This window comes from Chryseobacterium sp. CH21, assembly GCF_004119445.1.
Taxonomy (GTDB): Bacteria; Bacteroidota; Bacteroidia; order Flavobacteriales; family Weeksellaceae; genus Chryseobacterium.
The window spans coordinates 1-14,899 of sequence record NZ_QICI01000046.1 but is presented as its reverse complement, the minus strand read 5'-3'; the positions used below and the strand labels follow the sequence as shown (position 1 = coordinate 14,899).

At 37.0% G+C, this 14,899-nt stretch carries 11 protein-coding genes; 5 read left to right on the top strand and 6 right to left on the bottom strand.

The features are described from left to right. Positions 1–5: 5 nt before the first annotated feature. The 6 genes from BOQ62_RS08930 to BOQ62_RS08905 all read right to left on the bottom strand — a co-directional run bounded on the left by BOQ62_RS08930 (position 6) and on the right by BOQ62_RS08905 (position 8,173). Entirely contained in the window at positions 6–1,283 is a 1,278-nt protein-coding gene (locus tag BOQ62_RS08930) for a DUF6080 domain-containing protein (RefSeq protein WP_228413858.1), read from the bottom strand. A gap of 75 nt (positions 1,284–1,358) precedes the next feature. Further along, positions 1,359–2,195, bottom strand: coding sequence for a T9SS type A sorting domain-containing protein (locus BOQ62_RS08925; RefSeq protein ID WP_129038792.1), 837 nt, complete (start codon positions 2,193–2,195; stop codon positions 1,359–1,361). A 109-nt stretch (positions 2,196–2,304) separates the two neighbouring features. Beyond that, positions 2,305–3,846, bottom strand: a complete 1,542-nt coding sequence (locus BOQ62_RS08920) for a protein adenylyltransferase SelO (protein WP_129038790.1) — start codon at positions 3,844–3,846, stop codon at positions 2,305–2,307. Positions 3,847–3,921: 75 nt separating this feature from the next. Beyond that, on the bottom strand, positions 3,922–6,300 hold the full coding sequence (locus tag BOQ62_RS08915) for a transglycosylase domain-containing protein (RefSeq protein WP_129038788.1): 2,379 nt from the start codon (positions 6,298–6,300) through the stop codon (positions 3,922–3,924). A gap of 6 nt (positions 6,301–6,306) precedes the next feature. Next, a complete protein-coding gene (locus tag BOQ62_RS08910) occupies positions 6,307–6,771 on the bottom strand; it encodes a gliding motility lipoprotein GldH (protein ID WP_129038786.1) in 465 nt (154 codons plus the stop codon). Continuing rightward, complete coding sequence (locus BOQ62_RS08905) at positions 6,764–8,173, bottom strand: stage 0 sporulation family protein (protein ID WP_129038820.1); 1,410 nt, start codon at positions 8,171–8,173, stop codon at positions 6,764–6,766. Before BOQ62_RS08905 ends, BOQ62_RS08910 begins: the two co-directional genes overlap by 8 nt. A gap of 468 nt (positions 8,174–8,641) precedes the next feature. On the opposite strand from BOQ62_RS08905, the gene BOQ62_RS08900 reads away from it, so the two are divergent. The 5 genes from BOQ62_RS08900 (at position 8,642) to BOQ62_RS08880 (ending at position 14,641) form a co-directional block, all read left to right on the top strand. Further along, the gene (locus BOQ62_RS08900; protein WP_129038784.1) at positions 8,642–9,880 is read left to right on the top strand and encodes an OmpP1/FadL family transporter; all 1,239 of its coding nucleotides are present in this window, start codon (positions 8,642–8,644) and stop codon (positions 9,878–9,880) included. 12 nt (positions 9,881–9,892) lie between these two features. Beyond that, positions 9,893–11,455 (top strand): G-D-S-L family lipolytic protein, encoded by a 1,563-nt coding sequence (locus tag BOQ62_RS08895; RefSeq protein ID WP_129038782.1) that lies wholly within the window; start codon positions 9,893–9,895, stop codon positions 11,453–11,455. Between the two features lie 84 nt (positions 11,456–11,539). Beyond that, entirely contained in the window at positions 11,540–12,478 is a 939-nt protein-coding gene (locus BOQ62_RS08890; RefSeq protein ID WP_076596457.1) for a ribose-phosphate pyrophosphokinase, read from the top strand. Positions 12,479–12,534: 56 nt separating this feature from the next. Then, entirely contained in the window at positions 12,535–13,179 is a 645-nt protein-coding gene (locus BOQ62_RS08885) for a 50S ribosomal protein L25/general stress protein Ctc (protein WP_129038781.1), read from the top strand. 241 nt (positions 13,180–13,420) lie between these two features. Next, entirely contained in the window at positions 13,421–14,641 is a 1,221-nt protein-coding gene (locus BOQ62_RS08880) for an aminotransferase class V-fold PLP-dependent enzyme (protein ID WP_129038779.1), read from the top strand. Positions 14,642–14,899 lie beyond the last annotated feature (258 nt).

Here is a 14,899-nt window from a genome sequence, read left to right as displayed (position 1 = left end):
CTTTTTTATTGATAATAAGTTTCCATAAACCAGAAAAATTCTGCCATTCGAAATATATTATTGATCAGAAGATAAATGAATAATACTGCAAGAGTCAATGATAAAAATGACATCATCTTTGGTGATGATCTGTAAGCATAAAATAGCCATCCTAAAAGAAGCGGGTAGACAAAAACAAAATGTCCTCCGTAGATATACGAAGTGTGAAGCCCAAACCTCATCACGCAGTGGATCACAATATCAACGAAAAATGAGATGGCAATAACCTGAACCCATTTATTTTTGAAATTTTTAGAATAACTCCAAATAAGGAGGATTAGTAATATGGCTATAAAGAAGTAAGGAAAAGCTGATGAGTAAAGGTCCATATACAGTCCTTTAAAATTAAATCCCTTCATGTTATGTTTATCCGAGATGATGAATCCGGGGAAAAGGATATTACCTCCGAAAAAGAAAGAAAGAATCATGTCCCATGTAGGCATAGATTCTACATTGGAGAATTTCTCATACTGTTGATTCGTCTTAGAGAAGATATTCTGATATTTGAAATCAATTCTGTTTAAATAAAGCAGAACAAAACAAACCACAGTAATCATTACTCTTACTACGGCGTTTCCAAATTTCTTCCAATCTTTAAATAAACCCTTTTCAAAAAGAAGAGGAATAAAAACTTTCACAAAATTGGTAATGGTAAGCCCTCCGATAGTAACTCCTGCCAGTGACAGGGCTATTGCGGGTGTTTTCTCTTCATTTCTTAGCTTTATCGCTGCATAGTAATTGTATAAGGAGAGTAAAAACAGAGTGTATGTAAAGTTCTCAGGGGTGAATGATAGTATTATATTGGTAGAAAAAGCTCCGAAAAATAAAACGATTAAAACACTTAGCCAAAGAGGAAGGCAGATAATGTTCTTTAAATATTTGAAAACCTGAACAATATTTAAAGTGATAATGATATTGCTAAGCCATGCCAGGGTAAGTCTGAAGCTGGCATCCATTTTTCCGCCTGAAATAAGTAAAGAGAATTCTCTTACCCAGTTGAAAAAATAATAGGATAGGGGGTGTCTTTCAAAACTACCTCCTGTCATCAGAATAGATTTGTTATCAAAACTAAAATAAGCATCCCATGGAATTCTGCTGTCAAAAATAATTCTGTAATGAAGCGCAATATATGACCCTAAAAGTCCATAGCAGATCATAAAAAACAGAAAAACTGCCAATTCAGTATAAGTGGAAGGAAAAATCAGTTTGAAAAAATTGATAATTTTTGTTTTGATAAAAGACACGTGTCAGATTTTTGCAAAAGTAAAATAAAAAAACCACCAAAAGCTGGTGGTTATGTAAAGATTGTATAAACGTGACTATTGTTTGATCACTTTTTCTGTGGTAGACGTTCCGTCTGCGAAGTCTACTTTTAACAGGTAAGTTCCTTTTGAAAGTGAAGAGATGTCTGTGCTCCCGGAATTATTGATTCTAATGATTTTTCCTGATAGATCAATAACGGATGTTGATTTTATTTTTTTATCAACTTTTATATTGACTTCTCCTTTTGTAGGATTCGGATAAATGGAGAGATTGTTGGTTCTTGTTTTGGTGGTCTCGTTTGTACCAAGGGTTCCGTTGGCAATAACCTGAACATCATCAATTGAAACGGCATCGGCATCATTGGCAACATATTGGAATCTTATTTTTACATTGGCCTGGCCAATATAAGAGGTAAGGCTTTTTTGTACGGTAACAGTGTTGTAAAAGTCAGTATCTATATTGCCATCACCATCATCGGTGAAAGCTGTTTCACTATCTTCATTCCAAAGAGTAGTCCAGTTGGTTCCTCCGTCTGTTGAGATTTGTGCAAGAAGGTTACCTTTATTCAGGCTTATCATATATCCCCAGCCCACTTTTACTTTGAAGCTGAATATTGGACTTGTGGCTCCCACCAAGCTAAAAGTTGGGCTTACAAGATTTGCAGTATTAGCTCCCGAGATCCAGTCAATAGTTGCAGAATTCGTTCCGGCAATAGTAAATCTTGTTTTTAGTTCAATAGAAGAGGCGGAGGTTCCGGAAAAAACGGTACCTGTTAAATCCCATGCTCTTGATGCATTTGTGTTAGATTTTGTCCATCCTGTTGGAGGAAATGTCGTCCCTTCGAAGCTTTCCGAAAGTAGCGTTTGGGCATGACTGTAGAAGCATGATACCAATGCTAAAGAAAATACAATTTTTTCATATTAAAGATTTTTATAAATATAGTGAAAAATATTTAATATGTTAAAAATATACTAGTTAATAAGTATTTTTGTTATTAATTTACTAAGAGCTACACGAAAGGGTAGAGCATCCTGCGGTGTCATCATAGCCGGATGGTCTTTTAGCAGAAAACTCAGGATATATTTCCTGATAAGGAGATTCTAAGGCTTTGGTAAGTTTTTCCAGCATTTCTCTTTTGCCATTACTGATTTCTTCAATGCATTCATAAAGGAGGTAGTTTCTAAGAATGAATTTGGGGTTTGTCTTTTTCATCATCGCTACTGAATCTTCTTTTGAAATAGAATTTAAATCTAATCTTTTTTGATAGCTAGTAATGAAATGACCTAGTTTTTCCAACATTTCTTTATTAAAAATAATGTAGGAAACCTCTTTAAAATGATCTTTCAGGTTGGTGTCTGGAGTTATTTTCTCCAATTGATTGAAAAATAAGGTGTAGTCTAACTGAAGTTCCTGCATTAATCCCTGCCAATTCGTGAAAAAATCTTCATCCTCTTTTTGAAGCTGATCAAACCCGAATTTTTTACAGAGCATCTGATCATGTGCTTCCCAGAAATAGGTTCCGAAATTATTTAAAGTGTCTTCTAAAAACTTTTCATCTTTAATTAATGGATGAAGGGCATTGGCAAGCTGCCAAAGATTCCATTGGGCAATTTGTCCCTGTTTTCCGAAAGCATATCTTCTTCCGGGAAGGTCTGTTGTATTGGGAGTGAAATTCAAATCGTATTCATCCATCATAGAATAAGGTCCGTAATCAATTGTTAATCCCAGAACAGACATGTTATCTGTATTCATAACGCCATGTACAAAACCTATTCTAAACCATTCAACCATTAAGTCTGCAGTACGGATGCAAATATTTTTGAAGAAATCTTTGTATCTCTGACTATCAGATGATGTAATTTCCGGATAATAGTTTTCAATAGTAAAATCTGCCAATTCCTGAAGACTATTGTATTCTCTTTGCGCAGATATTAACTCAAAATGTCCGAAACGTAGAAAGCTTTCAGCTGTTCTGATGACTACGGCTCCTTTTTCAAGCTGTGGATTTCCGCTGTACATAATATCGCGCATTACATCTTCGCCGGTAAAAGCCAGACTCAATGCTCTTGTTGTAGGAATCCCTAAATGATACATGGCTTCACTCATCAGGTATTCCCGTACAGAAGATCTTAATACGGCTCTTCCATCAGCATGTCTGGAGTATGGAGTAGCTCCGGCTCCTTTCCATTGGATTTCTGTTTTTTTCCCGGAATCATTTGTAATCTCTCCTGCAAGAATAGCTCTTCCATCCCCAAGCTGGCCTGCCCAGTTCCCGAACTGATGTCCTGCGTAAGCTGTAGCATAAGTTTGAACGTTTTCCGGAAGATTGTTCCCCACAAGAAAGTCCAGATCTTTATCTTCAAATTTTCCTAATCCTATTTCTTCCGATAAGGCTTCGTTAAAAGCAATTACTTCGGGTTTATCAAAACCGGCGGGTTTAGTGGTGGCAAATAAAACCTTTGGTGTATTTCTCTGCATTGGGTTGTTAGAAAAATCACCTGGGAAATTTTCGATGAAAGGCTGTCTGATGCGTTCGATATTCATAGTTCAAAGGTATTAATTATAAAAGAAAAGACCTTCCAAATTATTGAAAGGTCTTGTATATTTCTAAAAGAGAATTTATTTATTGAAATCTACTTCATCATTGGAATGAAGATTTTCATTAATGTTATCCTCTTTCTTTTCTGTTGGTTTTTTAGGGGAAGGATCTACAGGTCTTGGATTTTTGATCTCATCAATAGTCTGAAGACTTCCGTCGTCTCCATACCCTCCGCTTAAGCCTTTAAGATTAGCACAGCCATCTTTCCAGTCTGAAGGTTTGATAAATTTATCATCAGGAGTTACTCCTAAACTTTTATCCGCCCATACTTTCTTCATGAAGATTGCCCAGATGGGTAATGCCATTTTCGCACCCTGACCTTCACCTGTACCAAAGAAGTGAGTTGCTCTGTCTTCCCATCCAACCCATGCTCCGGTTGCTAATTTGGGTGTGATTCCCATGAACCATCCATCCGAGTTGTTCTGAGTTGTTCCTGTTTTACCAGCAATTTCCACTGCTTTAGAAATTCCTTTTCTTCCCAGTTCTCCGGAAGCGGTTCCGAATTGTGCTACCCCTTTCATTAGTTCAATCATGGTGTATGCATACATTGGGTTCATGACTTCTTTCGGCTCTGCGTTTACTTCTTTAATTACTCTACCGTTGGCATCTTCAATTCTCCAGATCATTTCTGGCTTGATGTAGTTACCATAGTTGGCAAAAGTACTGTAGGCACCTAGCATTTCATAAATCGTAATGTCTGATGAACCTAAAGCAATGGTATTATTTCTTGGAATATCTTCTGTTACTCCCAGATCTCTTGCCGTCTGGATTACAGCATCTACTCCCGTCATTTCAATAAGTCTTGCAGCAACAGGGTTTTGAGAGTGTGCCAATGCATCTTTTAAAGTAAGCATTCCGCCTCTTCCCGGTACATGCCATCCGTTATGATCATAAGTTCCGTTAGAAACTGCTGAACAAGGAGTCATCCCCAGTTTCATAATTGCAGTTGCATATACGAAAGGTTTGAATGTAGATCCTACCTGTCTCTTACCTTGCTTAATGTGGTCATATTGGAAGTGCTGCCAGTCTATACCTCCTACCCAGGCTTTGATTTCTCCGGTTCCCGGAACCATAGACATCAAACCTGCCTGTGCGATCTGTTTGTGATATCTGATAGAATCCCAAGGGGACATTTCTATCTCTTCTTCTCCGCTCCATGTGAATCGTGAAGTTTTGATAGGTTTCTTGAATTCCATCATGATAGAGTCGTCAGGCATACCGTCGGCTTTCAACAGTTTGTATCGGCCGGTTCTTTTCATAGCCTGAACCATTACATCATTGATTTGTTTGTCATTCAGATAATAGAATGGTCTGTTCTTTCTTCCTCTCTGTTCTGCATCAAATCTTTTCTGAAGATCCGTTAAATGTTCCTTGATGGCGTCTTCCGCATATTTCTGCATTTTAGAATCAAGAGTAACATATATTTTTAGCCCGTCTTTGTAAAGGTTCAGCTTTTTGCCGGTTTCTTTTTCGTTGGCTTCAAGATATTTGTCAATCTCTTTTCTCAGATAAAATTTGTAATAGGCAGAATAGTCATCATTAATATTTTTGATGGGATGATAATCTAATGTAATAGGTGTTGCAGCAGCTTTATCAAAAGTAGCCTGATCTATATAACCTGTTTTTAGCATTTGATCCAAAACAACATCTCTTCTCGCTTTTGCTCTTTCCGGATTTCTCATCGGGTTGTTTTTTACCGGATTTTCAAGCATGGCAACAAACATGGTCGCTTCGGGTAAAGTAAGCTCGGATGTCTTCTTGTTGAAGTATATTTTGGAAGCCATTTCAATACCGTTTGCATTGTATAAAAAGTCAAACTTATTGAAATATAAGGTTACAATTTCTTCTTTGGTATATCTTTTTTCAAGGCTTACAGCCACTACCCATTCTTTAAGCTTTTGAAAAACAGCTTTAATTTTATTGTCCGCTCTTTTCCCTGTGAAAAGTAATTTAGCCAACTGCTGGGTTATGGTAGATCCTCCACCTCGGCCACCGCCAAAAACTACGGCTCTGGCAACAGACTGAAGGTCAATTCCTGAATGTTCTTTGAAACGCTCATCTTCTTTAGCCTGAAGGGCATAAATAAGGAAAGGAGGAAGATCCTTATAAACGATAGGTTGTGTTTTCTCTTTTTCGAATTTACCCAAAGTAACTCCATCTGAAGAAATAATCTCTGAAGCCACAAAGATGTTTGGATTTTCAAGTTCTTTTACATCAGGCATTTCCCCAAGAAATCCTTGAGAGACCGCAAAGAAAAGTCCTGAAATTCCCAGAACTACTGCAACAAGTCCGATCCAAATGAATGAGACCCATTTTCTCCAGGAGGTATCTTTCTTTTTTTTGGGAGGCAGAGGAAATGTTTTCCCCTTATTTCCTGCATTTTTTTTGTTTTCTTCCATTTATGGTTACGGTTTAGCCGTTTCTATTTTTACCCCAATATCCTCAATTCCCACAAGGTTGTCATTCCTCATTGCCTGTATCAGACCGATTTCATATTTTCCTTTTGTTGGGAATGTATACTTTACTTTATACTGAAACAAAGTTTCCTTCGTATCACCAAACCCTGTACCAAGCCACTCTCCATTTGGTTTTGCCAGTATATAATTCAAGGTATCTGTTTCCTTTTTTTTGTTTTGGAGATTGGTGAAATTCACTATAAACCTTATATTACTGTAAGGATAACTGTTGTTATTTCTTACAACAAATATAATATTTTTAGGATTCTGCGGATCTGAAATTTCAAGATTAAATTTTTGCTCACTTTTCTTATTCCATTTGTTATCAACGGAATTCATGATGACATCTCCTCCTGAGGAAGAGTTGCAGCTAAAGAAAAGGATAAGTGACAGTAATCCTAAAATTTTATGCATTATTATCTTTTTTTGGAGGATATTTCTTTTTGAATTTCTTCTTATTCGGATTGTTTTGTGGCTTGTTGCCAGCATCAGCATTTCCTTCTGCTTTTTCCGCTTGCGGTTTTTGCTGCGGATGTTGTTTTTGAGGTCTTGGCTGATTTCCGGACTGAGCATTAGCGTTAGGATTCTCAGGTTTTTCAGATCTGTCTGGTCTGTCTTGCCTTTCAGGTCTGTTTCTTTTTTGCCCTTGTGGCTGTCCCTGTTGTCCTTGTGGGTTGCTATTCTGCTTATTCTGGTTGTTGTTTCTGTTTCTGTTGTTGTTTCTGTTTTTCTTTTCGAAACGATCCACATTATTTTCCTGGATAAGGTCAATCGTATGAGCAGAAGGTTCCGGTTGTTTAAGGTCTTCAAGAGGGAGTATTCTTTCTCCTCTTTTGTTCTTTGAAATCAGTTTTTTTACAAGATCAATATCGAAATCATACCATGCAATAGAACTGTCCACATAAGCGAACCACATTTTCTTTTTGAAAACATCAATTTTGATACAGAATGCTTTTCCTTTCTCTGTCTCTAAAGTGGTTGAAGAAGAAGGGAAATGGCTTAGTGCATCCAGATAACTGTCTAGTTCATAGTTAAGACAGCATTTAAGCTTACCACATTGTCCTGCCAGTTTCTGAGGGTTGATACTCAGCTGCTGATATCTTGCGACATTGGTATTTACAGATCTGAAATCTGTAAGCCATGTAGAACAGCAAAGTTCACGTCCGCAAGACCCAATTCCGCCTACTTTTGCAGCTTCCTGTCTGAAACCGATCTGTTTCATATCGATTTTTGTACGGAACGCTCCGGCGTAATCTTTGATCAGCTGTCTGAAGTCTACTCTGTTTTCTGCAGTATAATAAAAAGTGATTTTTGAAGAGTCACCCTGATATTCCACATCAGTAACTTTCATTTCAAGGCCTAGTCTCTGAGCAATTTTTCTTGCTTCCAGCTTTACGCCATCTTCTTTTTTTCTTGCTTCCTGCCACACCTCAAGATCTTTTTGGTTGGCTTGTCGGTATATTTTGAGTGCCAATTCTTCAGAAAACTTTTTCTTTTTCATCTGAATCTTTACTAATTCTCCCGTAAGGCTTACAACGCCTACATCGTGTCCCGGACTTGATTCTACTGTAATTACGCTACCTATATGTAAAGGAATATTGTTTACATTTTTATAAAACGATTTTCTGTCATTTTTAAACCTAACTTCTACAAAATCACACCTGTTTGGTGCCGGATTGTTGATGTTAGAAAGCCAGTCAAAAACACTTAATTTATAACTATTCCCGCAGGTATTTACATTTTCACAACCATTTGCGGTTTTCTTAGGGCCGCAAGAATGTGCAGAATCGCCGGATGTTTTGCATCCACAACTCATATTTCTATTATTTATAATCTGCAAATTTATGTTTTTTTATCTTTATGTAATTCTAAAATACTTAAATAACCTGAATTCGGGATAAAACATTTACTTATTTTAAACAAGAATAAAGGCCGGAGACTGGAATATGGGTGCTTTAAAGAGAATAGAAGAGGGTTTGTTTTTTTTTAATTTAACACTTTTAGTTGATGACTGTTTAATTTAACATTCATTATTATTTTACTCTGTTCTTCTTGTTTTTATCTTGGTATCATGTTTAAGTTAAACAATTGTTTAAAATTAAACACTTGAATATGTTTTTAGTTGAAATAATATTAAGGCTTTAATAATGATTGTTTTATCTTTTATTTATCAGAATGTACTATTTTAAACATAGTTTTCTTTTAGTATATTGTTTAAAATATTGGCAAATATTAACAGACGTATTCAAAATAATTTTATATTTGGCTTATATAATAATAGTCTATGAAAAAAATATTAGTATCAACTGCTTTATTGGCGGGAGTTCTATCTTACGCAGGAGGCTTCAGAGTTTCCCTGCAGGGGGTAAAACAATTGGCAATGGCGCATACTAGTGCTCATGCCGAAGACGCGAGTGTGACATTTTTTAACCCAGCGGGTATGTCATTTATCCCTTCCAAACTGAGTGTAGTGGCAGGAGGGTTTGCAGCAAGTAACAAGGTTACTTTTCAAAACTTCAATACTTTACAAAGTACAGAGACAGATAACCCTGTAGGAACTCCTTTCTATGCCGCAATTACTTATAGACCGATAGAAAAGCTTACCGTAGGTCTAAGTGTTACAACACCTTTTGGAAGTACAATTAAGTGGCCAAATGACTGGGAAGGTAAAGAAATGGTCCAGAAATTAGAACTGAAAAGTTTCTACTTCCAGCCAATGGTTTCTGTAAAACTAGCTCCTTGGGTATCTTTTGGTGCCAGCTATATCTATGCAAAAGGAGTTGTAGATTGGGATAAAGCAGTAACACAATTTGGAGGACAGGTAAATATCAATGATAAAAAAGCAAGCGGACATGGATATGGTTTCGGTTTCTACTTCAGACCTGATCCGAAATTAGATGTAAGTATTGCTTACCGTTCAGCAATAGATATGAAGGCTAAAAATGGTACAGCTACTTTCCAGTTCCCTTCTCAATCTATCTATAACCAGTTGAAATTAAATGCTGCGGGACAGGATGGGTTCTCTGCAACGCTTCCGTTGGTGGAAGAGTATACCATTGGTTTAACCTATAGAGTAACACCGAAATGGCAGGTTTCTGCAGACTTTAACTATCATGGATGGGAAAGATACAGCAAGCTTACTTTAGATTTCGAAAATGCTCCTATTGGAAACAATCCGTCAGATCCTACTATTCTTACCAGTCCTAAAAACTTCAGAAACTCCAAAACATTCAGATTGGGAACTCAATATGCATTCACCAATATGATTTACGGACGTTTGGGGGCTTATTATGATGAAGCACCTTATACTACAAATAACTTTATTCCGGAAACACCTTCATATGACACTTATGTTGTAACAGGAGGGATAGGTATTAAGTTGAAACAATTCGGAGTTGATATTGCCGGAGGATATGCAATGCCTCAATACAGAAATGTAGATAATGCTAACTTAGGTTTCTACGGACAATCGAAAGCTACAGCATTCTACTTAGGTCTAGGTTTATCTTATAATCCATTTTAATTTTAGAAGACTATGAAAAAAATTATAATATCGACAATTGCAGTTTCTGCACTTCTTTTTACAGTTACAAGCTGTAATACGGATTTCGATACGGATGTGAAAGATATCCAGGTAACAAAAGGTGACGCAGATTTTACGAAATATATTTCACTGGGAAATTCACTTACTTCGGGATATCGTGACGGAGCTTTGTACAGCAGTGGTCAAAATGAATCTTACCCTAATATGATTGCAGGGCAAATGAAACTTGCAGGTGGAGGAGACTTTAAATTGCCATTGATGCCTAATGATGTAGGAGGATTTAACAATCTTCCGGGATTCCCTGGAAAATTGAACCTTCAGGTAGTTAACGGATCTCTGAGTCCGGTGCCAAGTGCTCCGGCAGCCGCACTGGATGTTCTGTCTGGTGGAGGTTCTTATAATAATATGGGGGTGCCTGGTGCAAAATCTTTCCATTTGGTGGCTCCTGGATATGGTAGCCAGGCGGGTCTTGCTACAGGAACAGCTAACCCTTATTTTGTGAGATTTGCATCTTCTGCTACAACAAGTGTGCTGGCTGATGCTATGGCTCAGAAAGCAACATTCTTTTCTCTTTGGATAGGAAATAATGATGTATTATCATATGCTACCAACGGAGGAACAAACTCTCAGACAACAGGGGGTGTTACAACGTATACTACTGCTACAGTGCAGTCAGGAAATACAAATCCGACAACTTATAAATCTAATGATATTTCAGATCCTGCACTGGTAGCGGGATCTATCAAGGCGGTTTTAGATGGTCTTAAAAGTGTAGGGACAACAAAAGGTGTTATTGCTAATATTCCTTCTGTTACTTCCGTTCCTTTTTTCACTACCGTTCCTTACAATCCTTTGACGCCTACAACTTTAGGTTCAAATTTAGCGACGCTTAATACAAGCTTGTATGGGCCGTTGAAACAGGCGCTTACTGCTTTTGGGGCAGGAGATAGAATTAATTTACTTTCTACATCCGGTCCAAGTCCGCTTTTGATCAAAGATGTTGCTCTTACAGATTTATCAGCACAGCTTACTGCTGCTTTGACTCCTTCTTTGGGGGCTCCAACAGCTGCTGCATTTGGGCAGATCTTCGGACAGGCTAGACAGGCTACGGCAGATGATTATATTTTACTTACTACAAGTTCTGTGATTGGAAGTACTGCGGCAGGAGTTCCGGCTCCGGTAAATATTTATGGTATTTCTTACCCATTACAAAACCAGCATGTATTAACAAAAACAGAAGCTGGCTATGTACAAACAGCTACAACAGCATATAATGCCTCTATCAAATCACTTGCTGATTCTTATGGATTGGCTTTTGTAGATGCAGGAGCTAAAATGCTGGAACTGAACGGACAATCCGGTATTTCATTTGACGGCGTAAAATATACTGCGAAGTTCGTAACAGGAGGGGCTTTCTCATTAGATGGAGTTCACCTTACAGGTCGTGGATACGGGATTGTAGCGAATGAATTTATTAAGTCTATTAACGCTAAATATAAGTCTACACTTCCACAGGTAGATCCGAACAAATATTCAGGAGTTAAATTCCCTTAATAATTGATAAAATAAAAACTTAGAAGCCACAGGAGTAAATCTTGTGGTTTTTTTTAAATTTGCAAAATCTTTTAAAAAGTAAAAATGGCCGATCAGTTAAGTTATCTATTTTGTACAAGAACCAGCAGGGACTTGGCAGAGAAAATTGCCCAGAATTATGGGAAAGAATTAGGGAAAATCAACTTTCAGGAGTTCAGCGACGGGGAATTTGAGCCTGTATTGGACGAATCCGTAAGAGGAGGGAGAGTTTTCCTGATTGGATCTACATTCCCTCCTGCAGACAATCTTTTGGAACTTCTTCTAATGATTGATGCAGCGAAAAGAGCTTCTGCAAAGAGCATTACCGTAGTAATTCCTTACTTCGGACTTGCCAGACAGGACAGAAAAGACAAACCAAGAGCGCCGATCGGTGCTAAGTTAGTTGCTAACCTTCTTACTGCAGCAGGAGCAACAAGAATTATGACAATGGATCTTCATGCTGACCAGATTCAGGGATTCTTTGAAATTCCGGTAGATCATTTGTATGCTTCTTCTATTTTTGTGGATTATATCAGATCTTTAAATCTTGATAATCTTACCATTGCTTCTCCAGATATGGGAGGTGCAAAAAGAGCGAAAAACTATGCTGGCCATTTAGGTGCTGAAGTAGTAATTGCTTACAAGGAAAGAAAGAAAGCAAACGTTGTAGAAGAAATGTTCCTTATCGGGGATGTGACAGGTAAAAACGTAATCCTTATTGATGATATGATTGATACTGCAGGTACACTTTGTAAAGCAGCAGACATCTTAATTGAAAAAGGAGCGAAAACAGTAAGAGCTATGGCTACTCACGGAGTGCTTTCAGGTAAGGCTTACGAGAATATTGAGAACTCAAAACTCTTGGAAGTTATTGTAACTGACTCAATTCCTGTTAAAAATAATTTGTCATCTAAAATAAAAGTGCTATCTTGCGCCCCATTATTTGCAGATGTTATGACCATGGTTCATGAGCACAAATCAATTAGTAGTAAATTTGTTATTTAATTGATTTTTAACAGATTGCAAATTAAAAACAAAATAATTTTTTAAATTTTTTATAAATGAAATCTATTACAATTCAAGGTACAAAAAGAGAAAACGTGGGCAAAAAGTCTACAAAAGCTTTACGTGATGCTGAATTAGTTCCTTGTGTTGTTTATGGAGGTGAAGCACCTTTGAACTTCTCTGCTGAAGAGAGAGCTTTCAAAGGATTAGTATACACTCCTGAAGCACACACGGTATCTATTGAAGTTGACGGAAAAACAATTCCAGCTGTTCTTCAGGATATTCAGTTTCACCCAATCACGGACAAAATTCTTCACATCGACTTCTATCAGTTATCTGACGATAAGCCGGTTATCATGGAGGTTCCTGTAAGAATTACTGGACGTTCTAAAGGTGTTGTTGCTGGTGGTGTTTTACGTCAGTCTTTCAGAAAACTAAAAGTAAAAGCTATCCCTGCTAACCTACCTGACGAAATCGTTGTAGATGTTACTCCATTAAGAATTGGTAACAAACTTTACATCGGTGGTATCAAAACAGAAGGTTACTCTTTTGTACACCCAGACAATGCAGTAGTAGTTGCTGTTAAGATGTCTAGAAATGCAATGAAAGGTGGTGCAGCTGCAATGGATGATGAAGATGAAGAAGAAGTTGCAACTGAAGAAGGAGCAGCTCCTGAAGCAGCAGAAACTGCAGCAGAATAAGAATTGCTTATTTAAACAATATAAAACCTATCAATTTATTGGTAGGTTTTTTTTGTATGATAAAGATAAACAACAATTTGCTCTTTACTATTCTTACTTCATATACTATCCCTACTATAAGCTATCGAATATTTCTATCAGCTGATAACTATCAACTTCTTATCTCATACTTCCTTTCGGAAAAAAAGCCGTAAATTTGAAGAGTTCTAAATAAGAACGTTTTAATTTAAAAAATAAATAAATGTTTGACATTCAGGAAATAAGAAGCCAGTTTTCTATATTGGACAGAGAAGTGAACGGTAAACCTCTGGTTTATCTGGATAATGCAGCTACCTCCCAAAAACCAAATTCAGTTTTGGAAGTCTGTCACGCATATTATACAGAACTTAATGCCAATGTTCACAGAGGAATTCATACCCTAAGCCAGCTGGCAACAGAAGAAATGGAGCTTTCAAGAAGAAAAATCCAAAAATTCATCAATGCTGAGCATGATTTTGAAGTTATTTTTACAAAAGGAACAACAGAAGGACTGAACCTCATCGCCTATATTTTAACACAGAAACTGCAGAAAGATGATGAGATCATTATTTCTTATCTGGAGCACCATTCTAATATTGTTCCGTGGCAGATGCTTTGTGAAAGAACCGGAGCAAAACTTCATGTGATTCCTATTGATGAAAACGGGATTCTTCAGATGGATCATTTTGATCAGTTTTTAAGCGAAAAGACAAAGGTTGTTTCTGTTAATCAGGTTTCCAATGCGCTGGGAATTGTAAACCCTATTGAGGAGATTATTGCTAAAACAAGAAAAAATACTGATGCTTACGTTGTAATAGACGGTGCTCAGTCTGCTCCGCATTTCAATATTGATGTTCAGAAGATGGATTGTGATTTCTTTGTATTCTCAGGCCATAAAATGTATGCTCCGATGGGAACAGGTATTTTATATGGAAAGCGTGAAATACTGGAAGCTTTGCCGCCGTTTCATGGAGGAGGAGAGATGATTGCAACGTGTTCTTTCGAAGGAACTACCTATGCAGGTCTTCCATTTAAATATGAAGCTGGAACGCCCAATGTAGGAGGAAATATTGCTTTAGGTGCAGCAGTTGATTTCATGAATAAAGTAGGATATACCAATATTCAGAATCACGAAAATGCTTTATTGGAATATGCCCAGAGACAGCTTTTAGAATTAGAAGGAATTAAGATCTATGGTGAAAAAGCTCATAGAACCGGAGTTGTTTCCTTTAATTTAGAAGGTGTAGGTATTGCTTCTGACGTAGGGATGATTCTTGATAAGATGGGAATCGCTGTAAGAACAGGACATCACTGTACGCAGCCTATTATGAATTTCTTTAATATTGCAGGAACAGTAAGAGCAAGTTTTGCAGTGTATAATACTTTCGAGGAAATTGATATTCTGGTAGAAGGAGTGAAGAAAGCACAAAGAATGTTGAGCTAATCAATACAATATTCTTTATGAGATAAATTAAAAGCAGCTTAATAGCTAGTCATGGTCGGAAGATTTTTTCTTCCGACTTTTTGTTTTTAGATATTCAATATTATTATTTTAATTAATTGATTATCAGCCATTTAATTTGTTTTATTATTTCATTTTTTGTATCTTTATTGCTGATAATCAATTGTTTATGTCAGTTTTTAAAGATCACAAAATATCACTTAAAGATGTTTTAGAATTTATTCCCGAAGCACTTTTAAG

What these genes read in the sequence shown, in the direction of transcription:
- BOQ62_RS08890 (WP_076596457.1), top strand. Translation starts at nt 11,540, where the DNA reads ATGGCCGATCAGTTAAGTTATCTATTTTGTACAAGAACCAGCAGGGAC.
- BOQ62_RS08920 (WP_129038790.1), bottom strand. Translation starts at nt 3,846, where the DNA reads ATGAATATCGAACGCATCAGACAGCCTTTCATCGAAAATTTCCCAGGT.
- BOQ62_RS08910 (WP_129038786.1), bottom strand. Translation starts at nt 6,771, where the DNA reads ATGCATAAAATTTTAGGATTACTGTCACTTATCCTTTTCTTTAGCTGC.
- BOQ62_RS08900 (WP_129038784.1), top strand. Translation starts at nt 8,642, where the DNA reads ATGAAAAAAATATTAGTATCAACTGCTTTATTGGCGGGAGTTCTATCT.
- BOQ62_RS08915 (WP_129038788.1), bottom strand. Translation starts at nt 6,300, where the DNA reads ATGGAAGAAAACAAAAAAAATGCAGGAAATAAGGGGAAAACATTTCCT.
- BOQ62_RS08885 (WP_129038781.1), top strand. Translation starts at nt 12,535, where the DNA reads ATGAAATCTATTACAATTCAAGGTACAAAAAGAGAAAACGTGGGCAAA.
- BOQ62_RS08895 (WP_129038782.1), top strand. Translation starts at nt 9,893, where the DNA reads ATGAAAAAAATTATAATATCGACAATTGCAGTTTCTGCACTTCTTTTT.
- BOQ62_RS08880 (WP_129038779.1), top strand. Translation starts at nt 13,421, where the DNA reads ATGTTTGACATTCAGGAAATAAGAAGCCAGTTTTCTATATTGGACAGA.
- BOQ62_RS08905 (WP_129038820.1), bottom strand. Translation starts at nt 8,173, where the DNA reads ATGAGTTGTGGATGCAAAACATCCGGCGATTCTGCACATTCTTGCGGC.